The organism is Saccharospirillum sp. (assembly GCF_040881935.1).
In the GTDB taxonomy this organism is placed as follows: Bacteria; Pseudomonadota; Gammaproteobacteria; order Pseudomonadales; family Natronospirillaceae; genus Saccharospirillum.
Genome location: NZ_JBBECH010000054.1, coordinates 1 through 24,165, shown reverse-complemented (window position 1 = coordinate 24,165; position 24,165 = coordinate 1). Strand labels below are relative to the sequence as shown.

Genomic DNA, 24,165 nt, shown 5'->3' with positions numbered 1-24,165 from the left:
TCTCGTGGGCAATAGGCTGTGGGTGGAAACAGTTACTTCAGTGCTGGGCGGACTGTCGGGTACGCCTACTGAGCGCACGTCGTGAATACATCCATGTAGACTCGAAGACCGGATATGAACCCCATCCATGGGGTTCACCCTGTGGGCTCGCTCCGCTCATGCTAAAACGCTCCAGGCGTTTTAGTCCATGCGGTCTAACGGCCCTCAGTAGGCGTACCCAACAGCCCTTCGACAGTAAGCGGGTTAAATCAGCAGAATTTCCAACACATGACACTAACCCCGGATCCAATTAAAAAACGGCCATATTGAAATCACCACGACCACCGCCAGACCAATCCAGACGAGTACCAGTGTTCCTGGTTCATCTCGCCACCGTTCCTTCCAGCTCGATGCACGCCCCTCTTCCCTCGCCTGACGCACCGCCGCGCGCTGCTCAATCTGGCGCTGCTGTTGGTAGCGGTCGATACATTCACGTGCCGCCACGTAGTCGTCATCGTTTACCAGCCAAATCGCAGCCACCGAAATATGCCAGCGACCAGCGCTGGTCTCATAAAACTCGAAGCCTTCCGTGGTCAGCAGATCACGCACTTCGTCGGCTTCCTGATCGCTGACTCCGTTTAAACGGAATACCAGAACAGCCATTGCCGTTCTCCTTAAAATTTCTTACTGAGATGAGGTTTGCTACCAAACGAGTGTCAGGCGCCGGGTGTCCTTTTCCGGGGGAGTTCGCAGCAAGGATGCTGCGATCTAGGCCCCATGGACGGGTTCACGCCGACCCCGGAAAGGGACACCCGGTGCCTGACACGGGCTCAAGCCAGTTGCGACTCTAACTGGTTTGGCCGTATTGTTGCCATTCCTGTTTTAGGTGATAACCCGATTATGCTATACGGTCCTTCCGATATCATTGTTAACAGCGCCACCCTGACCCTGAGTAATGGCGAGCCCGCCGAGCAACTCTGGTTGCGCGGTGGCTCGATTCTGGTTGTTAGTGCCACGGCGCTGGCGCTGTATAAAGACGAAGCGGCCCTGAGTGACCCGCTGGGTAATGGCCTGATTGCCCTGACTGAGCTGTCTGAAGCGTCACCGCTGACCCATCACGACGGTCACTTTATGACAGAGCACCGGGCTGGCTACATTGGTTTGCACAATGATCGCTTGCTGCTGATCACGCCCATTGCCATTCAACTGTTCGATGGCCGCAAGGATGCGCTGCAGAATCGCAATGAGCGGGCGCGCTTGCCGCTGGAATAGGCGACTGTGGTAAACTGCTGCCACTGAAGCCATCTAACACAAGGACACCTCCATGCCTTCCTTTGATATCGTCTCTGAAATCGATGAAGTGGCCCTGCGCCATGCTGTCGACAACGCCAACCGGGAACTGGCCACCCGTTTTGACTTTCGCGGCGTAGAGGCCAGCATCGAGCAAAAAGGCCTGGTCGTCACACTGAAAACCGAATCCGACTTTCAGGTTCGTCAACTTGAAGAACTGTTCTCCAAAGCCTGCGTTAAACAGGGTATCAGCGCCGCCGGTGCCGATAAAGAAGACACGCCGGTTCACAGCGGCAAAACCTTTTCCTGGAACATGACCTTCAAACAGGGCATCGATCAGCCTACGGCGAAGAAGGTTATCAAGCTGATCAAGGACAGCAAGTTGAAAGTCCAGGCATCGATTCAGGGTGAGCAGGTACGGGTCAACGGTAAAAAGCGGGATGACCTGCAAGCGGTCATGGCCCTGCTGAAGCAGTCTGACATCGAGATCTCGCTGCAGTACAACAACTTCCGCGACTGACCAGCGCACCGGGCTGACTCAGCGTCAGCCCAACACGCCCTCATTCGTGGCTCATATCGCCATGATCCATTTCCATGGCATCACCTTCCTGATGCGGCCCCCGCTCACCTGGCCCTGCAACACTAATTTCAACCTCAATCTCGCCGGCACGCTCGAACATCAGCGTTACCGTCTCACGCTCGCCCTCCACCAGGCGACGCTGCAACCCGACAAACATCAGGTGATAACTGCCCGGTCTCAACACAACCTTGCCACCTTCCGGTACGACCAAACCATCGGGCAGATGCTGCATGCGCATCATGCCGCCTGCCATGCTTGATTCATGAATCTGAACCTCACTGGCAAAATCCACCGAGCCCCCAAGCAGGCGATCGGCCTGGTCGCCCGTGTTGCTGATGCTCATGAAGCCACCGCCTACGGGTGCCCCCGGTGCAGTCGCCCGCGCCCAGGGGTGATCGATCGATAATGAGTTCAGGGTGTAATCATGGGCCAGGGACGAGGTGGAAAAAAACAGAGCAAAGAGAGCCAGTGTCATGCTGCGCATGAAAGTTTCCTTATTGTTTAACGGTAAAGTCAGATAACGCGTTTGTTGCCAGCGAGCGGGAGTCATCGGCTCCCCTCTCAATCAACAAACAGGCGGCGCAACGTCATCGATGTCGAGCAGATCGAAATAACTCTGCCCCAGTGCGATGTAGCGAAAAGCACGCTTATCGAGGTACTGATTGATATAGCTGTTTTGTTCGAGGGCGCGCAGGTAATCGTTGTAACTGGTGTAGCTGGAGGCAACCAGGTCCGTTCCAGTCAGGATCCGGCTGGCATACTGGTTCAGAAACTCGACGTAGGGCTCACGCCGGTCGGCATCCCGAAAATAAGCGTCGTACAACACGTTCCAGGAAATGTCGAACCAGAGGTTCGGGTAGGTATCCATCAGCCGCGACATCTCGGCGACGTGTTCTTGCGGGTCGAGCTCCATCTGCTCGCGCGATGTGCCCAGGTGCATCCATACCACGGTGTTGTCCGGATACTGTTCCAGCACCGCTTCCATCAGCGGTACATAGCCATAATCGTCTTCGTTATCGCCCATGTCCGAATGCAGCGCCAGCGGCATATTGCGCTCGGCCAGTTGCGCCATAAACGGCGCCCAGTTGGCGATGTCTTCCAGGGTGGCGGCTTCATGTCCATAGGAAAACAGAGCTTGTTTGACCAGATTGGCTTCGCCCATCCACTGAAACAACCCGGGAAATTCGCGGTCCAGAATCGCCATGCGATCGACAATGCCTTCCGGGTTCTGCAGATCCGGAAAGGTCATTGAAGCGCGCAGTTGCACACCGGTTCTTGGGTAGGCATTCATGTTCACGCCGTTGACAAAATCGTTCTTCATGGTCGGTGCGATCACCGCATTGCCACTGCAGTCGCCGCCGTTCAGGCAGGCCCAGTCTTCAATGCGAGTCTGACCGATGCCGTAGACATTGGCATACTTCACACTGGCGCGTTGCAGATACTCAACCAACACCTGATGATCCAGATGCGGGCCGCTGAAGGGCTGAAAGTGTAAATGGCTGTCGACCACCAAACGGTGCCCCTGAACACTGCGGTCATAACACATTTCCGCCAGCGCTGAGCCACTGACTAACAAAGCGGCCAGAACCCCCATCAGTGTTGTTCCCGTTCGACCCTGCCTCATTCTGCTACCTCGTTTTTCGATCATCTGGAAATGCCAGCACCTGCACCATGCAATAGACCCAGGACGCCAGACCCAGCAGCGCAAAACAGACGGCCGCCAGAAACGCTGCCGAACGGCGGCTCTGCATTAACCGCTGACTGGCCCACCAGGCGCTGGCGGTCAGAATCACGTCGGCTACCCACCAATGCCTCATCCGCCCGCCTTATTCTTCGGCCGACAGGGCTTGCAGGCGATTCTCCAGTGCGGCCATACCGGCCGGTACGTCCACCGGGTGGCCCAAAGCGTTAAAGGTGGAGCCAAAGGCGTGCAAGGTGCGAAACAGGTTATGCACCCGGCACTGCTCGCCCATCTGGCCAATGCGTACGATCGGCGGACCAAAGGAACCGGCGATCTCGACCCGAAAGTGACCTGAGATGTGTGCGCACACCGCTTTCGAATCCAGTCCGTCGGGCAATGCAATACCCACCACCGAGTTCAGCCGGGCGGCGTTGGGCACATAGAGAGACAGCCCCAACGCCTCAATGCCGCCCTGCAACGCCAGACTGCTCTTGCGATGACGCTGAAAGCGGCGCTCAAGAGTTTCTTCACAAACCAAACGCATGGCTTCATGCAATGCCAACAGGCCGGAGACCGGTGCGGTGTAATGATAGGAAGCCTCATGCCAGAACCGGGTGGCGAGCAGGGCGTCGAGCGTCCAGTGCGGCATCGGTACCGGACGTTGCAGAATGCGTTGCCAGGCGAGCTCGGAAAAGGCGACCAGGGAAACGCCGGGAATTGAGCTCAAGCCTTTCTGACCACCGGTAATCACCACATCAATGCCCCAATCATCCATGTTCAATTCCATGGTGCTCAGCGTGCATACCGCATCGACAATGATGCGGCAGTTGTACCGTTGAGCCAGAGCGCCGATGGCGGCCAGGTCTTTATTGTGGGTGGTGTTGGAGGTCTCGCCCTGAACGATGGTCATCACTTCAGGTTGAAAGCTTTGCAGAATATCTTCGATGCGGCTGGCATCGGCGCTGCACCCTTCATCGACCAGCAACCGCTCTACCTCGCCGCCCGCCCGCTGGGCCATTTCGGCCAGGCGCTGGGAGAAAAAGCCATTGCAGACACACAATACCCGAGTGCCGGGCCACACCAGATTGGTGACGGCCATCTCCATGGCGGCCGACCCCGGCCCCGCTACGCCCATCAGCCAGGGCGATTCGGTCTGGAAAATATAGCGCCCCATCCGCTTCACCTGATCGATGATGCGCGCCATGGTCTCGCCCAGGTGATTGATCACAATGCCGTTCGCCGCCGCTACCGGACCGGGAATGGGGACCGGACCGGCTCCCATCATTAACAGGGGTTCTTCGGGCAAAATCTGGTTAAGACCGTCAATATGGGGAACTTGAATCATCCTGGGCACGTCCGGCTGGGTAGGAAAACGGTTAAGAAGACAGAGCCCATATCATGAGGCGCGAACCCCATCGACGCAACCGTTGCCACGCCAGATGGTTCACACCAAACGCGCAAAAAACACCTGACCAGTGCGACTATAAATCGTATTGCTGCAACTCGTTGCCACGAATCATCGCCTGCAATTCGCTCACGTATTCCTGCCCCCGCTCAGAATACCGGATCAGCGCCGGTGCCAGCGCCAAGCCGCTGATCGCATTGCCTTCGTTGCGCAATGAGGCACGACGGGTGCGCAGGTCGGCGTAGGCGTTGTGGGTGTTGATGTTGTTCATGTAACGACGAACTGACTCCTGTACTGAATCGAAAGCAGCCACTTCATGGCTGGCGCCTTCATTGCGAGCCTCCGGCACCAAACCACAGCCGGATACAAAGCACCATTGCCCAAAGTAGTTGTTGCCCAAACGGGCAAAGCGCGACGTACCCCAGGCGCTTTCGTTGGCAGCCTGAGCCAATGCAATCGAGGCCGGGACCTTGTCGACGCGTTTTATCAGCTGGGCGCGATGGGCCGGATCTGTGGCGTCAAAATCGGCCAGCTCGTAACGGTCGGCCAGCAACATCAACCAGCGACGCTCCGCCCAACCGGGAGCGCCCTCCTGCTGAATGGACAACAGGCGTGCCCGGCTGCTGAGTATGGCGTCATTTTCCTGCTCGATCAGTGGAACCATGTACCCAAAGAAGGCCTCCTTGCGGGCATCACCGGCACCATAATCGCTGAAATCGGGGGCGGTAGAGGCACCCAGGGGCATCCAGAGCCCCAGCAGCGGTGCCAGAATGAACAACAAAGCGATGAAGGCCAAAGGCCACAGTTTGCACATGCGTACTCCAAACAAAGCGGTTGGCGATATCAACAGATTACGTTAATAACCAGCAAACAGGTTTATAGAACGCTATTTTAGTCAAAGCCCGCGCAGCGCCTCAGCACGCCATTAAAGTGGCAAAAACGTTAAAAACCCAGCAGGCAAAACAGGTACCGCCCAACGAGGGTTAAGCCCGCTGCAGCACTGCCACAAACATGGTGTCGGCGTTGTCTTCGGGCGCGCCGACCAGTTGCTGGCTCAGTACGCAAAATTCGGGATGGCCTGACAAGAACTGACTGACCCGGTCTTCGTTTTCTTCGACCAGCCAGCTGCAGGTCGCATACACCAGATACCCACCCGGGTTAACCGACGCCGAGGCCTGAGCCAGTAGCTGGTCCTGAATCGGCTGCAGGGTGTGAATGGCGTCGCCGGTCAGACGCCAGCGGCTGTCCGGGTTACGCCGCCAGGTACCGGCACCGGAACAGGGTGCATCGATCACCACCCGGTCAAAGGTCCCTGCGTTCAGCGCGGCCACCGCGTCGGGTTGGGTGGCATCCAGCGGCTGGGTATGCAGGTTGGTAAACCTCTGCCGCGCCGCGCGGCGCTCGGTTTCTTGCAGGGCGTGAGCCCGGATGTCCGTCGCAATCACCTCACCGGTTGCCCCCACCAGGCTGGCCAGCGCCACGGCCTTGCCACCACCACCGGCACACACATCCCAGACCCGGTGCCCGGGCGCGGCGGCGACAGCCTCAACAATGCGTTGACTGGCCCGATCCTGTATCTCCACCCAACCGGCATCCCAGGCTTTGGTTTTGGTAACCTGAGTATCGGGTTCGAGCGCCAGCACATCGCCTTGCTGTGCCACCAACTCTAGCCCCGCTGCGTGCAATGAACGGGTTGCCTGCTCGCCCTTACCGGGCAGGGCACGCAACCAGATGGGAGGACGCGTCATTTGCAGGGACTGCCACTGCACCGCTTGGGTTTCCGACCAACCGCTGGCCGCGATACGACGGTCCAGCCACGGCTGCCAGCTGTTCAACCAGCCACGCACCGCTGCCTGCAAGTCGGCATCATCGCGTTGACGATCCAGCCAGGCACGCCGCTCGGCTACATCGGTCAGTTCTCGGGGTGCCTGATCATCCACCTCGTCCAGCAAGACCAGCCAGCCCCAGAGTTCAACCGCAGGAATGGCTCTGAAGGCCTGCCACAGGGTTACAGCAGTCCACGTCTCGTCGTTTCGGTTCGCATCCGAGTCGGTCTGTGCATAGCCTTGCTGCAGGATCACCGGCACCGCCGCCAGGCGGCACAAGCGAAACAACCGGTCGCTGTAAAAGCGCCGGTCTTTGCCACCATACGCCTTACGTTCCCGAAACCGGGCCGCCAGCCAGCGATCCATCTGCGGCCACTGTGGTTCGGCTTGCAGGGCCCGGGTCAGGTCGCACAGGTGCGGCCAGCGATAGCCGGGCCACTGCGGCCGGTTCGGAGTGTCGGTGTGCACCATGGGTTTAATCCTGTGTGTCAGTAGCTGGCAAGCGGCGCAGTATAAAGCAGGGGGTCACTGGAATCACGAACGCGGAGTTCGCCAGGCTCACCCTGAACAGAATAGGGTGTGGACCGCCAATCAGTTTGCCCGGCGATGTCACTCTGGCATGATCTAGGCCCACTTCCCGAAGGATGGCCATCAATGACTCACCCCCTAGCCGTAATAACCGGTGCCACCAGCGGTATCGGTGCTGCTTACGCCAATCGGTTGGCGGCCGATGGCTACCATTTACTGCTAACCGGTCGTCGCGAAGCCGAACTGATTGCGGTGTGCCAGCGCCTGCGTGACCGATACCCGATCGAAGTCGAGTATCGAAAGGTCGATCTGGCCGAGGCCGATCAGCGCGAAGCACTGATCCAGGAAGTAACGCTACTGCCGCGGCTGGATGCCCTGATCAATAATGCCGGTTATGCCGACGACGGCCGCTTTGGCGATGTGAACTGGTCCCGCCACCAGGCCCTGTTGGATGTGCACGTACTGAGTACCCTGCAGCTAACCCATGCCGCCCTGCCCAATCTGCTCCGCACCCGGGGCCTGGTCATCAACCTGGCCTCGGTGGCCAGCTGGCTACCCACACCGCACAGCGCCTTGTATGGCCCCACCAAAGCCTTTGTGCGGGCATTTACTGAGACGCTGGCGCTGAGTTACCGCCGCGAAGGGCTGCGCGCACTGGCGGTATGCCCCGGTTTCACCGTAACGGACTTCCATGCCCGCATGGGGCTTGATCCGGCCAGTTTTTATAGGCGCCGGGGGCTCACCCGCGCCTGGTCGGCCGACGCCGTCGTCGCCCGCTCGTTCAAAGACCTGACACGGGGCCGGGTGCTGTCGATTCAGGGCTGGAATTACCGGCTGATTGTTGCCGTGCTGCGCCATCTTCCTGTGCGCTGGTTACACGCAGGCCTGGCGCGGTCTGATCGGGCCCGCTAACACACCCTGATACTCGGCAACATGGGATTACTAATTCGACTCCCCCCTAGTTGACCAGGTTATCGAACTGATGGATGTCTACCCGATCGACCCCGCCAACTGGTTCTTGGCAGTCAAAGCGTCCAGTAATTGACGCTTTCCATGTCGACTGTTTTACACTGATTTCCTCCTCCCGCTTTACCCCTGACCTTGTGCCCCATCGTACAATGGCCGACACTCACTGAACCCCGACCGATACTGGACACGGCATGACCTGGGACTGGCTGCTGACACTGGGCCTCTGGCTTTATTTTGCGCTGCTGATCGCGCTGAGTTTCCGCATTCTGATGCGGCGACGCAGTGTGGGTGTCACCCTGGCGTGGCTGCTGCTGATCTACATCCTGCCGCTGGTCGGTTTCGGCCTTTACCTGATGTTTGGCGAACGCTACCTGGGCCGGTTGCGCGCCAAACGCGCCATGGTACAAAACCGGTTTTACAATCAATGGCTGGAGCAGGTGAGCGAACGCGACGCACTGAACACCCTGGTGGGCGCGCCGCTGCGACCGGTCATGGAGCTGACGCTCGGCAGCCTCAAGCTACCAGCCCTGCGCGGCCACAACTGGCAATTGCTAAGTGAACCCGATGCAGTCTTCGACTCTCTGCTCGACGACCTCAACCTCGCTGAAGACTGGATCTTCATAGAGTTCTACATTCTGGAACCCGAAGGTCGGGTCGAAGAGGTGCTTGCCGCTCTGGCAACCGCCCGGGCGCGCGGCGTCTCAGTCTACGTGATGCTCGACAGCGTGGGGTCCAACCGGTTTTTGAACAGCGCCCGACACCGGCAACTGGTCGAGGCCGGCGTTGAAGTACTGGATGTGTTGCACGCCAATGTGCTGCGTATGTTCCTGCAGCGCATCGATCTGCGTCAGCACCGCAAGCTGATCAGCATCGACAATCGCGTCGCCTACAACGGCTCGATGAACCTGGCCGACCCGGACTGGTTCAAAAAACACAGCGGCTTTGGCCCCTGGGTGGATGTGATGGTTCGGGTCGAGGGCCCCATGGCCGCCATCATTCAGGGCACCATGATCTTCGACTGGGAAATGGAAACCGGGCACCGCCTTAACACGGCCTTAAGCTGGCCCGAAGCTGCCAGCAACGGCCCGGCGCTGATGCAGTTTCTACCGACCGGCCCTGCCTTCGATGAAGACATTCTGCTGCAGGTGCTGCTCACCGCAGTGCACAACGCCCAACGCCGGGTAATCATCACCACACCTTATTTCGTGCCGGATGACTCTCTACTGCAGGCACTCAAGTCCGTCGCCAAGCGCGGCCTTGAAGTCACGCTGTTGATACCGCGACGCATCGACAGTCATCTGGCCAAATACGCGGGCCGCTCGTTTTACGACGATTTGCTTAGCCACGGTATCGAAATACTGCGATTTGAAGGCGGCTTGCTACACACCAAAAGCGTCATCATTGACGACCACCTGGTTCTGGTCGGCTCGGTCAATCTCGACATGCGCTCTATCTGGCTAAACTTCGAGGCCACTCTGGTGGTCGACGACCCGGCGTTCTGCAATGCCATGGTCGCCGTCGTTGCCGAATACAAAAAGAATTGCCATCGGCTGGAATTGAACGAGTGGCGTCAGCGCCGTTTCCACAAACGAGTGCTGGAAAACCTCGCGCAGCTGGCCAGTCCGTTGTTGTGAGTGTCAGGAAACCGTATCGGCTAACGGGTAGGCCTGTCCGCCAGCCGATACTTGACTATTGTGGCTTTCAACAACTCGAGAGAATTCCTTTTTGAATTAACCGACGGGGCGAGAATAAACTCCAACCAACATTAGCACGGCGACAACACCCGTGGCCGGAATCAACACCAATACGAATTTAAGCGGGTGATATAACCCCGAGGCACCTGCCAGCAAACCTATGCCGCCACCGCCCCCTATCAGCCAATTGCCAGGTGTATTTACAAGAATCGCCAGAGCGATGTAAGGGTGGCTGGCCAATTTATCGCTGGCAAAGCGCAGCATTCTGTCGCCCGGGCGATCGCTGATTGCCGCCGCGACCCTGGCTTCGAACCGCTGTTGCAGCCGTTGTAGCTGCGGCCATTCGCGCAGCCAGTAACCAATGCTGAACGCCAGCAGTAAACCCAGTGGGGTAGCCGCCCAGATGGTGAGAATACCGATAGGGCCGAAGGCCGCCATCACCAGCCAGCCAAGTTCAACGGCTGGCAGAAACGGTACAGAAAGCGCAATGGCGTAGACCAGAGCAGTGCCAAGCACAATCCAGACATGGGGTTGATCCTGTGCTCCCAGCCAACGCATCACCAGACCCTGACCATCGGTAAAAAACACCAGCCAAATCATGGCGGCGATAGCGACCCAGGCCAGGAGGCGCCGGATCATCGGGCAGGTGCGCGCGACGACATAGGGGTCTGGGCGGGTGACTTTTCTGCACCCGAGCTGGGCGGTGCGGTCACTTCCAGCATCAGGGTGTAAAAAGCATAGGCAAAAACGCCGATCCAAAGGCAGTGGCGCAACGACGCGCTGCGCAATTCGGTGTCGCTGGGCACCGCACTCGTCCAATATTTAACCGACACTGTTGTTAACCTGAGGTAGTGGGATGTTCAAGCATGGTCGTCGCCATAAACATAAAATAAAGTTGAGAGGCGGGTTGTTTGATGGTCAGGGCGCACCGGGAGCACCCCTGAAGGGTCCCGGCTTGCCTGGAAACAGAACGCCTGAAACGGGCATCCGGCGCGGCAATCAGAGCCGGCGCCTTCGCCCTCAGGGTTCGATCACAACCTGTACTGGCTTATTGGTGTACGTGGCCGTGCTCAAGCTCTTCCGCCGTGGCTTCGCGAATGTCAGCAACTTCACCTTTAAAGCTCAGTGATTTGCCGGCCAGCGGATGGTTGCCGTCGACGGTCACGGTATCGTCTTCGATAGCGGTCACGGTGACCTGCAATGGCCCACCCTGAGTTTGGGCAGTAAACACCATGCCTTCTTCGACTTTTTCGACACCCTGGAACGATTCCATGGGCACTGACTGAACCAGGCCATCCTGGAGTTCGCCGTAGGCTTCTTCCGGCGTTACCTGAACGTCGAAGGCATCGCCCTGGGCCAGGCCATCGAGTGCTTTTTCAAGACCGGGGATGATGTTCTGGTTACCATGCAGATAAACCAGAGGATCGCGCCCTTCGGAGGAATCCACGACAACGCCGTCTTCATCCTTCACTTCATAATGAATGGATACAACGCGTTGAGCAGCAATGTTCATAAGAGGCTCCTGTTTGGAGGTGGCTGCGTACTGCAGCCTGAGAATGTAAGACCTGTGCTTGCGCGCGCAGGCCCTTGCCCTGATTAGTCTCACTTGGGTCCGGGCACGGATCCGAAGCTCAGACCGGCAAGAATACCAGTGCCGGGCGTTGCATGAAAGACAACCGGGGCGCTAAAGCGTTACCAAGCGTAGCGTCAAAAACCGGTAAATACAGGATAAAAGACCCTCAAACACCGATAAAACCGGCGATCGCATCGGCGGCCAGATCCAGGTTATCGGCATGGCTAATGCCGCTGGCCTTGCGCGGTTTCAGGCTGTGGTCCCCATCGGGGCACCAGTCCAGCGTGATCGCCTTCGGCAACGAGTACCCCTCGACCTGCTCCCGATTGCCCAGGGTATCACGCTCGCCCTGGCAGATTAGCACCGGGCAGCGGACGTCAGGCAGATGATCGAGCCGGGTTTTCTCCGGTTTTCCCGGCGGATGAAACGGATACCCCAATACACAGACACCGGCCACATTACGCCCGGTTGCCACCAGCGTTGCCATACGGCCACCCATGGATTTCCCGCCGATATAGACTGGCCCGTCGCCCAGTTTGTCCAGCACCTGGTTGAAATATTCCACCAACCGGGGCGCCCGGTCCGGCGGGCGTTTTTTGCCCGTCACCCGCCGCTCAGCCATGTACGGAAACTCAAAACGGATGACGCGCACGCCGCGCCGGGTTAGCCGGGCGGTCATCTCGTTCATGAACTCCGAGTCCATCGGCGCACCGGCACCGTGGGCAAGAACCATTGTTGGGCCGTTCCTGGGTCCCTCAGTGATCATGGGTGACTCCTGTTTGTCTGTGACGAGTTGATGCAGCATATTACCCCAGACTGCTGACCGCTGTTCGTATTCGGCCTGTAAACCGCAGCTGCCATGCCTGTGTTTCAGTCATGAAAACACTATACTGGCAACACTCTTAATTGCTTCGGGAGTGATTGCTTATGCGCACCCACGCCATTGCGGTTCTATGCCTGTTATTGCTGGCTGGCTGCAGCTCTGTCCCGCTTAACAAAGTCGACACCGAAGAACTTGAAGTCACGGTGGATTACCGCCAATTGCCCGACCGGGTTGAACTGGATACCCAGTGGCGCACCGGTTTCTGGAGCCGCCGTGTGGATGCTGCCGCCAACCCGCCGGAACTGCTGACCCGGGGCGGTGAAATACGGGTGTTGAACCGTGGCGCGGACGACGGTGAATATTCCCTGACGCTCGACCCCGAAACCGGCCCCTACCGTCTGCTGATCCCGGGCATGGCCGAACTGTCTCTGCCGGTTGGGGAAACCGTGTCGTTGGCTGGCGCCGCTAGCCTGGCTGGTGATCGCTTTGATCGTGAAGACGAACTGATTTTGTCGGTGCGCGGTGCGACCGAGCGACCCAGAGGCTGGTCCTTCACCGCCTGGTGCGGCAATGAGAGCTGGACCGTCAACCGCGCCCTGCCGCGCGATGAAACCGAGCTGGAGCTCGATCTTGGCCGCTTGATGCAGCAAATCAACAACGCCGCCGAAGCCGACCTGAATGGCCAGATCCGAACCCGGGTCACCTTATGGGAGGCCTTCGACATGGACTGGCAGCCACCGTTCAAACCCGGCATCGCCCGGGCCGAAGACCGCGTCGAGTTTGAAGTCGACACCGCCAGTTTCCGGTTCCAGGCCACGGTTCGCATTCAACTGGCGCAAAATGCCTTCTTCAGCCTGCAAAACCAGGCCTGGCCGGTGAGGTACTGTTCATGACACCAGCGAACGATGCGCCGCCAGCGGAATAAATTCGCTCGGCGACACATTGCCCAACGTCGCGTGCCTCGCGCCAGAGTGGCGCTCTTTTAACGGTATCGATACTCTACTAAGTTTTAATCGGTGTACCTGCACCTGAGAGTGCGCCAAGTCTTTTCCGAATTTTTTCATGAAACAAAGGTAAAAAATGCCAGCCGGGTCTACAAATCAGGCTCGGATCCTCGAATAAAAAAGTATTTAGACCGCTTCACGGCGACTCGGGATACTGCGAGAATAGTGTGTCGCCCCACTATTCGAGCACCAACATGACCCTGACCAGCGCTCTGACCTTCTTTATTGCCATCTTTATTTTCGGCATTACCCCGGGCCCTGGCATTTTCGCCATTCTGGCCCGCGCCCTTAGCCAGGGTACCCGGGCCTGCACCGCCCTGGCGTTTGGCATGGTCATCAGCGATGTACTGTACCTGGTGCTGGCCTGCTTCAGTCTGTCGGCCATTGCCGAAAACTACGGTACGCTGTTCACCCTTATTCGGTATGCCGGGGCGGCCTATCTGATTTATCTTGGCTGGAAACTCTGGACAACACCGGCACCGACCGAAATAGGTGACACCCCGGTCAAACGCTCGGGTATCGGCACTAGCCTGCTCCAGGGCATGGCGATTTCAGCGTCCAACCCCAAAGTTATTCTGTTCTATATTGCTTTCTTGCCAACCTTCATGGATCTGACCCGGCTCAGTCATGCAGACATTGTGCTGGCTGCTGCGTTGACCGTAGTCGCGTTAATGACCGGCCTGATGGCGATTGCCTGGGGGGCTTCGAAAGCACGCAAGCTGGCCCGGTCCAGCCGGTCCATGCAACGGCTGAACCGGACTGCCGGCAGCATCATGATCAGTGCTGGGGCCCTGTTAGCCGTCAAAAGCTGACGCAAGGATCACTGAACCGGTTGTGCCGTTGCCACTACTCACCACGTCTTCTCAACCGTTATGTGATCAACTTAACACCAGCGAAACCAGGTAGCCGGTGTAGCCTGCATAAGTCAGCAACAACAAGCCGCCTTCAACGCGATTGATTCGCCCCTGACGTCCGCGCAGGCCAATACCCATGATCAACAGCACAACGGTCAGCGCCGCCATCACTACCCAGTCCCGATACAGCACTTCCGGATCCACAGCCAAAGGATGAATGCCCGCGGCAATACCGACCACCGCCAGAGTGTTGAACAGGCCCGAGCCCAACACGTTACCCAGAGCCAGCTCGTGCTCGTTCTTCTTAATGGCCACCAGTGACGACGCCAGTTCCGGTAATGAAGTGCCAATAGCCACCACGGTCAAACCAATGATCAGATCACTGACACCAAAGCTCTGGGCAATAATGACAGCGCCCCAGACCAGCAGACGCGAACTGATCACCAGCAAGACCAGACCGATAACCAGCCATGTGAGAGCTCTGGTCAGGCTCATCGGGTGTGAGCCAATCTCTTTAACATACTCGGCTTCGAGCGAGTCCGCCGGTTTTTGTCGTCCCTGCAGAATCGACCAGCCCATGATGCCCAAGAAGACCAGTAACAATATAAACGCATCCAACCGGCTCAATTCACCATCCAACAACTGAAAGCCACCCAACAGGATAACGGCAAGCAACAATGGCAGCTCTTTAGTGAGGATGCGAGATTGCACCCGAATAGGAGAAATAACCGCCACCAGACCGATGACCAGGCCAATGTTGGTAATGTTGGAGCCGTAGGCGTTACCCAGTGCCAGGCCGGGGTTACCCTGCAGCGAGGCGATGGCCGAGACCACCATCTCCGGTGCTGAAGTGCCAAAACCAATGATCACCATACCGATCAGCAACGGCGACATGCCGGCGTATTTGGCAGTCACCGAGGCACCTTCGACAAACTTGTCGGCACTCCAGACCAACAGCGCCAATCCAGCCACAATGGCAAGCCAGGCTAACAACATAGAGTTCACTCCGGACAGAAAAAATGTGGCGCCAGTATAACGGGACAGTCGGCAAATGTCGGGCGCATTTTGCGAGGGTCAGTATCCATCAAAAAAGGCCTTAAAAGCCCTCTTATGGTTGCAACGGTCACACTAGCGCACCCTGACAACAGCGCCAGAAGCGCGGTACGTGTAATGAGTTTCCACACCTTTAATTGTTCTACGTCCTTAATTGTTTCACGTCTTTAATTGTCCATCGTCCCTCTATGTCCCGCGTCTTCATTTCTACAACCACTCCAGAAACGGCGCCACCGTAGCCCGATCGAAAGTCCGCTCCTGTCCATTACGTACAAAGCGAATGCGTAATCGTTGTGGGTCCTGTTGAACCACCCGGCCAACACCCCATTGCTGATGACGCACGCGCCGCGCATCGGGCTCAACAATATTCACCGGGGTGGTCGAAACCGTATCAATTGGGCGCGGTGCCGCCTGCCAGTGAACGGTGAGCGGAGATCCGACGGCATTCAGGTAACGGCTGACCATGTGCGTATCCATCGCATCGTTCAGTGTCAGTTCGGCGCTACCGTCATTTAAAGCATGCGCCAGGTCGGTTGACCCTAGCCAGCGCAGTTCGTTAACAAAGGGGCTGTCCGGGTGTTCGCTGCGGTCGGCCGGAGTCAGCAGCACCAGATGCTCACGGGCACGGGTCATCGCCACATAAAGCAGGCGCCGCTCACTGTCTTCCGAGGTCGGCCGGGTCAGGTCGCCTTCGGGGTGATAGGGGTAAAAGCGGGCATTGACCTCCGGCAGAATCACGATCGGCCACTCACGCCCCTTGGCCTTGTGGATGGAAGTAATGTGCACACCCTGCTGCGATTGGCCGGAGGCGTTCTGACCGCTCTGGTGCTGCTGCCACTGGCGCAAACGGGGTGAGGCTTCAGCGGCGGGCCAGTCCTGCGCCGCGACAAACTGGGCAAAGGCCTTAACAGTCGCAACCTGATCATCCACCTGCTGGGCAGAAAACGCCGACTCTTTCAACGCCGCGTAATAGTCCGTTCCGCGAATCCAGCCGCTCAGCAATTCCGAGGCATTGACCTTAGCCTCCTCAGCCTTCTGCAACAGCCGCGCCCGCTCCATTAATTGATCGGTCTGATAACCCGACAACGATTCGGGAATGGCATTGCGCAGATGCCGGGCGACATCCACCGCCACCGGTGCCAGTCGTTTGACCAGATCGTCGATCACTGCCTTGCGGATTTTCAGATAAGGCTGGGTCAGCAGCGTTTGCCAGGCCTGACGACGCCGCTCCGGGTCATAGCGGCTGAAATCGCCGCAGGCCAGATCAAACAGTACCCAGAAAGGGCGCAGCTCGAACCGTTCCAGGACGGTCTGATGGTGATCAAGGTGGTAGGGCACATCGGCCGCCATCAGCAGCAGTTCCAGCCGCGCACTGTTGGCCCACAGCCGGTTCAACACCGCAACATCGCTCAGCGGACGCTGCTGTCGAATCTGCTGAATCAACCCAAGAGCCGTGCTGGCGCCATCATCACTGCGCACCTGCTCCACCCGGGTGGTCGGCGTGACGGTATGGGAGTAACACAGGGTGCGGCTGTCGGGATGCGGGTGTCCTGCACCGATCAGATGGTTGGCCAACAGACTCAGGTGATGACCGTAACGAAAGGTCCAGCTAAGCTCGTAGTCGTGTACCGCATTGAATTGCTCGGTAAAACCCTCGGTCAGCAGCGTCGGCTCCGAACCGCGAAATTCATAGATCGTCTGATCCGGATCGCCAACCACCATCACCTGACCGCGCCCGCCGTGGACAATCTCCAGCAGCCGCTGTTGAATGGGGTTAATGTCCTGGTATTCGTCCACCAGGATTTCCTGCATATGACCGCCAAAACGCTCAGCCAGGTCAGGCCGGCTGTTCAAACACCGTACCGGGTCATACAGCAGATCACTGAACGTGACCCGCCGCTCCGACTGACGCCATTGCTCGAAACGCTCGAAGGCTTCAATGAAAATCCGGCACTGGGCGGGCAGGTGACTCTGCTCAAAGACCACCTCGGGTGAGTTCAGACTACTTTTTACCAGCTCAAAATAGGAAAGCGCCGGTTCGACCCATTTCTTCTTGCGGGTCAGGATGTCTTCGGCCTGGTCATCATCAGCCAGCTCACGCAGGATGCGCCAGACCAGCGGCTCAACCTGGGCGTCGGACAACAGAGTCCGGTCAAACGCTGGCAAGTCACCATCCTGAACCAGGCGCTGATAAATGCGATAACCGAGTGAATGAAAAGTACGTACTTCCGGCAAACGGGTACCGGCCGGGTTCTGTGCAGCCAGACGGCGGGCGAAATCCCTTTGTGCCGTCTTGTTGTACATCAGCACTAACAGGCGACGCGGTGAGAGTCCCTCGCGGATGCGGCGGCTGACGTAAGCCGTCAGCGTCGCCGTCTTGCCCGACCCGGCCACAGCCACAATACGCGCATGACCACCAGAATGGGCAATGATGCGTTGTTGCTCGTCTGTGAAATCAGTGTCGGAAAAGCTCATGCGCAGTCTGTGTTTGGGGCGGCGGACAAGGCTAGCAAAGTCATGCCGTATTGTCTGCGATTTAGCTGCCAGTGATTTAACTCAGGTTTTGGAATTCGCAACCAGCTGAGTGTCAGGTGCCAAGGAAAGCTGAACTCCGAACTGCATCCGCGCTGTAAGGCATAGGAGCCCGTCGAATGTCGATATCGAACAAAATGTGGGTTGTGGTTCAACGGACCGTAACATCCTACCTCGCCGCCGCCTTCCGAACCCCGTAAACTATACCAATGGACATCACCAACGCTGCCCTGCTACTGGGCCTGTTCTTTCTGGGCAGTTACATTCAGACCGTCACCGGATTCGCCTTTGGCCTGATCGTAATGGGGCTCAGTTCCGTACTGGGCCTGGCCGATCTCGCCTTTCTGGCATTCGCCACCAGCACCCTGAGCCTCGCCAACACCGGCATCGCTCTGCGCGGCCACACCCAGCATGTGTATCGCCCGGCGGTCATCGCCATGCTGACGACAGCCATACCGTTAACCGGCCTGGGTTTGTGGCTGCTTAGCCGCTTTAGCCAAAGCGGCCTCAGCCTGCTGCAAATGCTGCTTGGCATCACTCTGGTACTCAGTTGCCTGCTGATGATGCTCAAACCCAAACCCCGGCCCGACATAAACGGTCGCTTCGCGTTTGCCACAGCGGGTGCCATCGCCGGTTTGCTCGGCGGCCTGTTCGCCACCTACGGCCCACCACTGGCCTTTCTGATGTACCGCCAGCCACTGCCATTACTCAGCATTCGACTAACCCTGCTGATGACCTTTTTCGCCACCTCGGTGATTCGCATCGCCCTGGCGTTACCCTTTCTGCAAAACTCAGTGAACGTTCTACTGATCTGTGCGTTTGGGCTACCACTGGTGATACTGGGTACCCTGATCGGCAAGCGGTTCGGGCCGCCTTTACCGGAACTCTGGATGCGCCGCCTGGCATTTGCCCTGCTGATGGGGTCAGGCTTGAGTCTGGTGGCCTCGGGTCTGATGGCTTAGTGTCATGAGTCAGCAAACACCGATACAGATCATTACGAATCAACCACTGGCATCCTGATCGCGGCCGATTATACTGTATATTCATACAGTTTATTGAGCGACTTATCATGTCTCTGCTGCACGACCTCACCCAAAGTGGTCGGCTCTGGTCCGCCAGCGACTGGCGCATGGCGCGTGTTCATGCCGCTCCCAGCGGCTATGCGGCGCTGGATGCCGAGCTGCCCGGCGGTGGCTGGCCGCTCGGGGCCGTCACCGAGATTCTCTACGCCCGCCCGGGGCAGGGAGAACTAAGGTTGTTGCTGCCCTACCTGGCGACGTTGAGTCAGGAGGATCGTCGCTGGCAGGTCTGGTTTAACCCGCCTTACCAGCCGCATGCGCCAGGGCTGGCTCACTGGGGGCTGGATCTGTCCCGGCTATTACTGTGTCAGGCCCCACGCCAGGATGACCTGTTGTGGAGTCTGGAACGCTGCCTGAGCACCGGTGGCTGCCAGGCCGTCATCGCCTGGGTCGACCGGCTCGATAACGCCCATATGCGGCGCCTGCAACTGGCCGCCGAGAGCAACCGGTTGCCGGTGTTTCTGCTGCGCCCCGAACGCTGGCGTGACCGAGCCTCAATCGCGGCGCTGCGTCTTCAGGTGTGCGCCGATCAGGCCAACCGGGTGAGGCTGCACATTCTCAAACGACGCGCCGGCTGGCCATTGAACAACCTGCCGGTGACCATACCGCTGCAGCCTGACGGGGCCTGCCTCTATGGCTGACACGCGACTCTGGCTCTACATCGACTTCACCCGGCTCGCGCTGCAATGCCAGTTCGGTACCCTTGAGCACGCCATACCGCAATTGCTGCTCAATAGCCGATCCGGCATCGAACAATGCAACGGCGCGGCAGCTGCACTGGGTGTGCGACCCGGTATGAACACCGCCACCGCCTATTGCCTGCTCACCGATGCCGAAACCGCGCATTACGATGCCCTGGCCGAGCGGGAACAGCTGCAGCGTCTGGCGCTGTTGCTGTATCAGGCCTGCGCCGATATCCGGCTGTGTCCGCCCTCCGGTCTCAGCCTCGAAATCGGCTCTATGATGCGACTCTACCAGGGTCTCGATGCTCTGATCAGCACCCTGCGGGAGCGGCTGGAACACAGTGGCTTCCACTACCGCTGGGCCTGTGGCCATACCGCCCAGGCTGCTCAGGTATTGGCCATCAACGACCAACCACTCATCAGCAGCGACCGGCAGCAATTGATCAACGCACTCAACCCCATTACCGTTACCCGGTTGGGCATCGACACCAAACACGCCGCCCGGCTGAAAGGCATGGGGTTACACCACTACGCCGATATCCGCCAACTGCCCCGGGCCGAACTTGGTTACCGCTTTGGCCCGGATCTGTTGACCCGGCTCTCAGCGTTGGAAACACCAGACACCCTGGGACATCGCTTTGACATACCGCCACATTTTGACGAACGCATCGAGCTGAGCCACGAAGCCGAGCACAGCGCCAGCCTGCTGTTCCCGGTTAAACGGCTGCTGACGAATCTTGAAGACTATCTGAAGGCGCGCCAGCGTCTGGCTGACAGCCTGTACCTGCGCCTGACCCACCGCAACCAGCCCGCGACGCGGCTGCGCATTCAGGCAGTACAGGGCTCACGCAGTGCCCAGGAATGGCTCAGCCTGATCAGCCTGCAACTGGAACGCCTGGTGCTACCCGCACCGGTGCTCACCCTGCAGCTGCAGGCACGTCGCTTTCGCGCCGACCCGGCGCCCAACGGTGACTTGCTCGGTACCGCCTACCCGGATGCCGATGCCGACCGCTTGCTGTCTCTGCTGGTTTCGCGTCTCGGCCATCACCGGGTACACAACCTGGCAACCACCGCCGACCCCAGGCCTGAATACGCCACCCGATTAACCCCGGCGGTCGACCGCAGCGGGCACACAGAATCGTCACGACCCCGCTTCCAGCCAGTGCTGATACCCGATACCGAGCAACCGGTAACACCACAGCAATACCAGTTACTGAGCGGACCAGAGCGCATTGTGATGGGCCAATGGGCGCAGCTGACCCCTTACCGGCGCGATTACTTCCGCGCCTGGCACCCACGTCATCAGCACACGGTCTGGCTCGCTCGTCATGATAATGGCCACTGGAGCCTGGCCGGTTTTTTCGGATAACACATGACCCCTTCACTGCCCTATGCCGAGCTGCATTGTCTGAGCAACCACAGTTTTCTGCGCGGCGCCTCTCATCCACAAGAGCTGGTGCTGCGCGCGGTTGAACTGGGCTATCAGGCGCTGGCCATCACCGACGAATGCTCGGTCGCCGGCGTGGTCAAAGCCTGGCGGGTAATCAGAGACCGGAAACTGCCGATCAAACTGATCATCGGCGCCGAATTTCGTCTCGACGGCCAGGTGATTGTGCTGCTCGCCCCCACCGAAGCCGCTTACAGTCAACTGTGCCACCTGATCACCCGGGCCCGGCGGCGGTGCGACAAAGGCGAGTACCGTTTGACCCGCCAGGATTTCAAACACAATGTTGAGGACTGCCTGTGCCTCTGGTCACCCCGGGGGCGCAGTGACGATGACGAACAGCTGGCTTACTACGCCCGCTGTTTTCAAGACCGCTGCTGGGTGCTGGTGGAAAACCTGCTGACCGAGAACAGCTTCGAGCTCGCCGATCACGCCCTACAACTGGCCCGGCAGCACAAGCTGCCCGCCACCTGCGCCAACAACGTGCACATGCACACACCCAAACGCAAAGACCTGCAGGATGCCCTGACAGCCATACGCTTTAACACCACCCTGGCTGATGCCCTGCCTTACCTGTTTCCCAATGCGGAGAATCATCTGCGCTCGGCCAATAAACTGCACAGCCTGTATGGCGCGGAACTGATGCAGGAAACCCTGCGCATTGCCGTCCGTTGCGATTTCACACTCAAGTCCCTGCGCTACCGCTACCCGAAAGACATCCTTCCCGGCCAGTACAGCGCCGAACAGTATCTGCGGCTGCTGGTACGCCAGGGTGTCGCGCGGCGATTCCCCGAAGGCAGCACACCCGAGATCGACGCCACTATTGAGCGCGAGTTGAAAATGATCCGCGCGAAGGATTACGAGCATTATTTTCTAACCGTCTATGACATTGTGCGTTTTGCCCGCTCACAGAACATCCTGTGTCAGGGGCGCGGCTCGGCCGCCAACTCGGTGGTTTGCTATTGCCTGGGCATCACCGAAGTAAGCCCCAAGGAAGCATCGCTGCTGTTTGATCGCTTTATTTCCGAAGGTCGTGACGACCCGCCCGACATTGATGTGGATTTTGAACATCAGCGGCGCGAGGAAGTGATTCAGTACATCTATCAGAAATACGGCCGCAAGCGCGCTGCCCTGGCAGCAACCGTGATCAGCTACCGGCGCAAAAGTGCATTGCGCGACATTGGCCGCGCAATGGGGTTAAACATCAGCCAACTGGACCAGAAAATTGCCAACTATGGCTGGCGTTATCGCAGCAAAAACTGGATCGAAGAAATCATCGCGGACGGCATGGGTTTATCCGAGCATCAGATTGCCGTATTCAAACATTTACTGGAAAGCATACTCGGGTTTCCCCGCCACCTGTCACAACATGTCGGTGGTTTTATCATTACCGAAGGCGTCGTTGCCGACCTGGTGCCCATCGAAAATGCGGCGATGCCCGAGCGTACCGTTATTCAGTGGGATAAAGACGACCTGGAAACTGTTGGGCTGATGAAGGTGGATATTCTCGCACTCGGCATGCTCAGCGCAGTACGCCGTACCCTGGATCTGATTCGTCAGCACCATGGTGAAACCATCAAACTACAGAAGATCCCACGCGACGATCCCGCCACCTTTGCAATGATCCAGCGGGCCGATACCGTCGGCGTATTCCAAATTGAATCACGCGCGCAAATGAGTATGCTTCCGCGCCTGAAACCCAAGGACTACTACGACCTGGTGATTCAGGTGGCCATCGTTCGTCCGGGGCCGATACATGGCGATATGGTGCGCCCTTATCTCCTGCGACGCCTCGAAAAAGAAGCGGTGGATTATCCGAGTGAAGCGTTAGTACCGGTGCTGAAACGGACCCTGGGCGTGCCCATTTTTCAAGAGCAGATCATTGCACTGGCCATGGTCGCTGCTGGCTTCAGTTCCGACGAAGCAAATGATTTAAGGCGCTCCATGGCCAGCTGGAAAGAGAACGGCCATATCAGTGCATTACGCTCAAAATTAACCGAACGTATGCACGAAAACGGTTACCCTGATGAATTTATTCAACGCATTAATCGCCAGATTGAAGGCTTTGGCGAGTACGGTTTTCCGGAATCACATGCGGCAGGTTTTGCACTCATTGCCTACTTCTCGTCCTGGTTCAAATGCCATTACCCGGAAGCATTTTGTTGTGCCCTGCTGAACAGTTTACCCATGGGGTTTTACACCGCCTCACAGCTAATACAGGACGTGCAGCGTCATAATGTTTCGGTGTTATCCGTCAATATCAATAGCAGCGACTGGAACAGCCAGCTCGAATGGCACAACGGTAAAACGGCGATTCGGTTAGGCTTCAGTCGCATCAAAGGCTTCCAGCAAAGCAATGCAGACAGCCTGCTCAGACATAGGCCAGCCTCTGGTTTTCTGCACATCAAAGACCTGGAAAACATTCCCGGTATTACGACGACCGATCTTGACCTACTCGCCTCGGCCGGCGCCTTTGCCGAACTCGGTCAGCATCGCTACCAGGCACGCTGGGAGAGCTCAGCATTGCGGTTGCAAACACCCCTGTTAACCAATGCCTTCGAGCAAACACCCGAACAACAAACCCACTTACCGCCACCGAATGAACTGGAAAACCTGATTGAGGATTACCACAGCCAGGGCCTAACCCTGGGACGTCATCTCATTACTTTGTTGCGTGAAGACAAAATAATACCCGAAACCTTACCCGCCAAAGACCTGCTGCCAATGATGCAAGCTGAACAAGCTCGTATATCCGCTTTGTCGAAGCGCCTTGATATGACTCTACCCGACCGGGTGCGGCTGCCGATCCGGGTGCTGGGCCTGGTCGTCAACCGTCAGCGCCCCAAAAGCAAAGCGGGCGTTACTTTCGTGACATTGGAAGACGACACCGGAAACATCAATGTCATCGTTTGGTTGCAACAGGCACAGCAATACATCAAAGCGCTGACTACCGAACAGTTAGTGCTGGTGACCGGTTTGATAGAGAAAGCCTGGGATAATGATGTGGTACACGTTATCGCACAACGCATCGACGGGCTCGGTGCAGCCAGCAAGGATGTCAGGATTCGATCGCGGGATTTTCATTGAGGGTGGGACATCGTTTGACGAACCGAAGTCTCAGGCATAAAAAAACCCCAGACCTTCTCAGGCCTGGGGTGGTATTAAAAG

The 24,165-nt window shown here is 58.0% G+C and carries 23 protein-coding genes; 10 read left to right on the top strand and 13 right to left on the bottom strand.

Annotated elements, in window-relative coordinates:
- Positions 1 to 273: 273 nt before the first annotated feature.
- Positions 274 to 642 carry a DUF6164 family protein gene (locus WEB54_RS09650; protein WP_368053677.1) on the bottom strand — a complete coding sequence of 123 codons (369 nt, stop codon included), beginning with the start codon at positions 640 to 642 and terminating at the stop codon, positions 274 to 276.
- Between the two features lie 237 nt (positions 643 to 879).
- Between WEB54_RS09650 and WEB54_RS09645 the strand changes: the two genes are divergently transcribed.
- Both WEB54_RS09645 and WEB54_RS09640 read left to right on the top strand, forming a co-directional pair.
- Positions 880 to 1,251 (top strand): hypothetical protein, encoded by a 372-nt coding sequence (locus WEB54_RS09645; protein WP_368053679.1) that lies wholly within the window; start codon positions 880 to 882, stop codon positions 1,249 to 1,251.
- Between the two features lie 52 nt (positions 1,252 to 1,303).
- Positions 1,304 to 1,789 (top strand): YajQ family cyclic di-GMP-binding protein, encoded by a 486-nt coding sequence (locus WEB54_RS09640; protein ID WP_368053681.1) that lies wholly within the window; start codon positions 1,304 to 1,306, stop codon positions 1,787 to 1,789.
- A gap of 40 nt (positions 1,790 to 1,829) precedes the next feature.
- On the opposite strand, the gene WEB54_RS09635 is transcribed toward WEB54_RS09640, so the two are convergent.
- The 6 genes from WEB54_RS09635 to WEB54_RS09610 all read right to left on the bottom strand — a co-directional run bounded on the left by WEB54_RS09635 (position 1,830) and on the right by WEB54_RS09610 (position 7,232).
- Positions 1,830 to 2,333, bottom strand: coding sequence for a copper chaperone PCu(A)C (locus WEB54_RS09635; RefSeq protein ID WP_368053683.1), 504 nt, complete (start codon positions 2,331 to 2,333; stop codon positions 1,830 to 1,832).
- An 81-nt stretch (positions 2,334 to 2,414) separates the two neighbouring features.
- Entirely contained in the window at positions 2,415 to 3,473 is a 1,059-nt protein-coding gene (locus WEB54_RS09630) for an amidohydrolase family protein (RefSeq protein ID WP_368053685.1), read from the bottom strand.
- Between the two features lie 4 nt (positions 3,474 to 3,477).
- Positions 3,478 to 3,666 carry a hypothetical protein gene (locus WEB54_RS09625; RefSeq protein ID WP_368053687.1) on the bottom strand — a complete coding sequence of 63 codons (189 nt, stop codon included), beginning with the start codon at positions 3,664 to 3,666 and terminating at the stop codon, positions 3,478 to 3,480.
- Positions 3,667 to 3,675: 9 nt separating this feature from the next.
- The gene (locus WEB54_RS09620) at positions 3,676 to 4,875 is read right to left on the bottom strand and encodes an alanine--glyoxylate aminotransferase family protein (RefSeq protein ID WP_368053689.1); all 1,200 of its coding nucleotides are present in this window, start codon (positions 4,873 to 4,875) and stop codon (positions 3,676 to 3,678) included.
- 136 nt (positions 4,876 to 5,011) lie between these two features.
- Complete coding sequence (locus WEB54_RS09615; RefSeq protein WP_368055284.1) at positions 5,012 to 5,749, bottom strand: glucosaminidase domain-containing protein; 738 nt, start codon at positions 5,747 to 5,749, stop codon at positions 5,012 to 5,014.
- A 169-nt stretch (positions 5,750 to 5,918) separates the two neighbouring features.
- Complete coding sequence (locus tag WEB54_RS09610; protein WP_368055283.1) at positions 5,919 to 7,232, bottom strand: RsmB/NOP family class I SAM-dependent RNA methyltransferase; 1,314 nt, start codon at positions 7,230 to 7,232, stop codon at positions 5,919 to 5,921.
- 183 nt (positions 7,233 to 7,415) lie between these two features.
- Here WEB54_RS09610 and WEB54_RS09605 point away from each other — a divergent pair, with 183 nt between their 5' ends.
- Both WEB54_RS09605 and cls read left to right on the top strand, forming a co-directional pair.
- Positions 7,416 to 8,201, top strand: a complete 786-nt coding sequence (locus tag WEB54_RS09605) for an SDR family NAD(P)-dependent oxidoreductase (protein ID WP_368053695.1) — start codon at positions 7,416 to 7,418, stop codon at positions 8,199 to 8,201.
- Positions 8,202 to 8,449: 248 nt separating this feature from the next.
- Complete coding sequence (gene cls, locus WEB54_RS09600) at positions 8,450 to 9,892, top strand: cardiolipin synthase (RefSeq protein ID WP_368053697.1); 1,443 nt, start codon at positions 8,450 to 8,452, stop codon at positions 9,890 to 9,892.
- 96 nt (positions 9,893 to 9,988) lie between these two features.
- Here cls and WEB54_RS09595 read toward each other — a convergent pair whose 3' ends face one another.
- From WEB54_RS09595 to WEB54_RS09580, 4 genes are all read right to left on the bottom strand, one after another.
- Positions 9,989 to 10,591: a hypothetical protein gene (locus WEB54_RS09595; RefSeq protein WP_368053699.1), complete on the bottom strand. Its 603-nt coding sequence runs from the start codon at positions 10,589 to 10,591 to the stop codon at positions 9,989 to 9,991.
- Positions 10,588 to 10,785, bottom strand: coding sequence for a hypothetical protein (locus WEB54_RS09590; RefSeq protein WP_368053701.1), 198 nt, complete (start codon positions 10,783 to 10,785; stop codon positions 10,588 to 10,590). Before WEB54_RS09590 ends, WEB54_RS09595 begins: the two co-directional genes overlap by 4 nt.
- Positions 10,786 to 11,000: 215 nt before the next feature.
- The gene (locus tag WEB54_RS09585) at positions 11,001 to 11,465 is read right to left on the bottom strand and encodes a peptidylprolyl isomerase (RefSeq protein WP_368053702.1); all 465 of its coding nucleotides are present in this window, start codon (positions 11,463 to 11,465) and stop codon (positions 11,001 to 11,003) included.
- 226 nt (positions 11,466 to 11,691) lie between these two features.
- A complete protein-coding gene (locus tag WEB54_RS09580; protein WP_368055281.1) occupies positions 11,692 to 12,291 on the bottom strand; it encodes an alpha/beta fold hydrolase in 600 nt (199 codons plus the stop codon).
- Positions 12,292 to 12,452: 161 nt separating this feature from the next.
- On the opposite strand from WEB54_RS09580, the gene WEB54_RS09575 reads away from it, so the two are divergent.
- Together WEB54_RS09575 and WEB54_RS09570 are read left to right on the top strand one after the other, a co-directional pair.
- Positions 12,453 to 13,241, top strand: a complete 789-nt coding sequence (locus WEB54_RS09575) for a hypothetical protein (RefSeq protein ID WP_368055279.1) — start codon at positions 12,453 to 12,455, stop codon at positions 13,239 to 13,241.
- A 305-nt stretch (positions 13,242 to 13,546) separates the two neighbouring features.
- Positions 13,547 to 14,164, top strand: coding sequence for a LysE family translocator (locus WEB54_RS09570; RefSeq protein ID WP_368055277.1), 618 nt, complete (start codon positions 13,547 to 13,549; stop codon positions 14,162 to 14,164).
- Between the two features lie 66 nt (positions 14,165 to 14,230).
- On the opposite strand, the gene WEB54_RS09565 is transcribed toward WEB54_RS09570, so the two are convergent.
- Both WEB54_RS09565 and WEB54_RS09560 read right to left on the bottom strand, forming a co-directional pair.
- Positions 14,231 to 15,202: a calcium/sodium antiporter gene (locus WEB54_RS09565; RefSeq protein ID WP_368053710.1), complete on the bottom strand. Its 972-nt coding sequence runs from the start codon at positions 15,200 to 15,202 to the stop codon at positions 14,231 to 14,233.
- Positions 15,203 to 15,466: 264 nt separating this feature from the next.
- Positions 15,467 to 17,734, bottom strand: coding sequence for an ATP-dependent helicase (locus tag WEB54_RS09560; protein ID WP_368053712.1), 2,268 nt, complete (start codon positions 17,732 to 17,734; stop codon positions 15,467 to 15,469).
- 266 nt (positions 17,735 to 18,000) lie between these two features.
- On the opposite strand from WEB54_RS09560, the gene WEB54_RS09555 reads away from it, so the two are divergent.
- The 4 genes from WEB54_RS09555 to WEB54_RS09540 all read left to right on the top strand — a co-directional run bounded on the left by WEB54_RS09555 (position 18,001) and on the right by WEB54_RS09540 (position 24,084).
- A complete protein-coding gene (locus WEB54_RS09555) occupies positions 18,001 to 18,753 on the top strand; it encodes a TSUP family transporter (protein WP_368053714.1) in 753 nt (250 codons plus the stop codon).
- Positions 18,754 to 18,860: 107 nt separating this feature from the next.
- Positions 18,861 to 19,511 carry a translesion DNA synthesis-associated protein ImuA gene (imuA, locus tag WEB54_RS09550; protein ID WP_368053715.1) on the top strand — a complete coding sequence of 217 codons (651 nt, stop codon included), beginning with the start codon at positions 18,861 to 18,863 and terminating at the stop codon, positions 19,509 to 19,511.
- Entirely contained in the window at positions 19,504 to 20,922 is a 1,419-nt protein-coding gene (locus tag WEB54_RS09545) for a DNA polymerase Y family protein (RefSeq protein ID WP_368053717.1), read from the top strand. Before imuA ends, WEB54_RS09545 begins: the two co-directional genes overlap by 8 nt.
- Before the next feature lie 3 nt (positions 20,923 to 20,925).
- A complete protein-coding gene (locus WEB54_RS09540; RefSeq protein ID WP_368055275.1) occupies positions 20,926 to 24,084 on the top strand; it encodes an error-prone DNA polymerase in 3,159 nt (1,052 codons plus the stop codon).
- Positions 24,085 to 24,165 lie beyond the last annotated feature (81 nt).

Bases quoted from the DNA above. Each gene is read 5' to 3' on its own strand.
- WEB54_RS09540 (WP_368055275.1), top strand. From the start codon at position 20,926: ATGACCCCTTCACTGCCCTATGCCGAGCTGCATTGTCTGAGCAACCAC.
- WEB54_RS09610 (WP_368055283.1), bottom strand. From the start codon at position 7,232: ATGGTGCACACCGACACTCCGAACCGGCCGCAGTGGCCCGGCTATCGC.
- WEB54_RS09625 (WP_368053687.1), bottom strand. From the start codon at position 3,666: ATGAGGCATTGGTGGGTAGCCGACGTGATTCTGACCGCCAGCGCCTGG.
- WEB54_RS09585 (WP_368053702.1), bottom strand. From the start codon at position 11,465: ATGAACATTGCTGCTCAACGCGTTGTATCCATTCATTATGAAGTGAAG.
- WEB54_RS09560 (WP_368053712.1), bottom strand. From the start codon at position 17,734: ATGAGCTTTTCCGACACTGATTTCACAGACGAGCAACAACGCATCATT.
- WEB54_RS09635 (WP_368053683.1), bottom strand. From the start codon at position 2,333: ATGCGCAGCATGACACTGGCTCTCTTTGCTCTGTTTTTTTCCACCTCG.
- WEB54_RS09615 (WP_368055284.1), bottom strand. From the start codon at position 5,749: ATGTGCAAACTGTGGCCTTTGGCCTTCATCGCTTTGTTGTTCATTCTG.
- imuA (WP_368053715.1), top strand. From the start codon at position 18,861: ATGTCTCTGCTGCACGACCTCACCCAAAGTGGTCGGCTCTGGTCCGCC.
- WEB54_RS09620 (WP_368053689.1), bottom strand. From the start codon at position 4,875: ATGATTCAAGTTCCCCATATTGACGGTCTTAACCAGATTTTGCCCGAA.
- WEB54_RS09595 (WP_368053699.1), bottom strand. From the start codon at position 10,591: ATGATCCGGCGCCTCCTGGCCTGGGTCGCTATCGCCGCCATGATTTGG.
- WEB54_RS09555 (WP_368053714.1), top strand. From the start codon at position 18,001: ATGGACATCACCAACGCTGCCCTGCTACTGGGCCTGTTCTTTCTGGGC.
- cls (WP_368053697.1), top strand. From the start codon at position 8,450: ATGACCTGGGACTGGCTGCTGACACTGGGCCTCTGGCTTTATTTTGCG.
- WEB54_RS09570 (WP_368055277.1), top strand. From the start codon at position 13,547: ATGACCCTGACCAGCGCTCTGACCTTCTTTATTGCCATCTTTATTTTC.
- WEB54_RS09650 (WP_368053677.1), bottom strand. From the start codon at position 642: ATGGCTGTTCTGGTATTCCGTTTAAACGGAGTCAGCGATCAGGAAGCC.
- WEB54_RS09545 (WP_368053717.1), top strand. From the start codon at position 19,504: ATGGCTGACACGCGACTCTGGCTCTACATCGACTTCACCCGGCTCGCG.
- WEB54_RS09645 (WP_368053679.1), top strand. From the start codon at position 880: ATGCTATACGGTCCTTCCGATATCATTGTTAACAGCGCCACCCTGACC.
- WEB54_RS09640 (WP_368053681.1), top strand. From the start codon at position 1,304: ATGCCTTCCTTTGATATCGTCTCTGAAATCGATGAAGTGGCCCTGCGC.
- WEB54_RS09580 (WP_368055281.1), bottom strand. From the start codon at position 12,291: ATGATCACTGAGGGACCCAGGAACGGCCCAACAATGGTTCTTGCCCAC.
- WEB54_RS09630 (WP_368053685.1), bottom strand. From the start codon at position 3,473: ATGAGGCAGGGTCGAACGGGAACAACACTGATGGGGGTTCTGGCCGCT.
- WEB54_RS09575 (WP_368055279.1), top strand. From the start codon at position 12,453: ATGCGCACCCACGCCATTGCGGTTCTATGCCTGTTATTGCTGGCTGGC.
- WEB54_RS09605 (WP_368053695.1), top strand. From the start codon at position 7,416: ATGACTCACCCCCTAGCCGTAATAACCGGTGCCACCAGCGGTATCGGT.
- WEB54_RS09565 (WP_368053710.1), bottom strand. From the start codon at position 15,202: ATGTTGTTAGCCTGGCTTGCCATTGTGGCTGGATTGGCGCTGTTGGTC.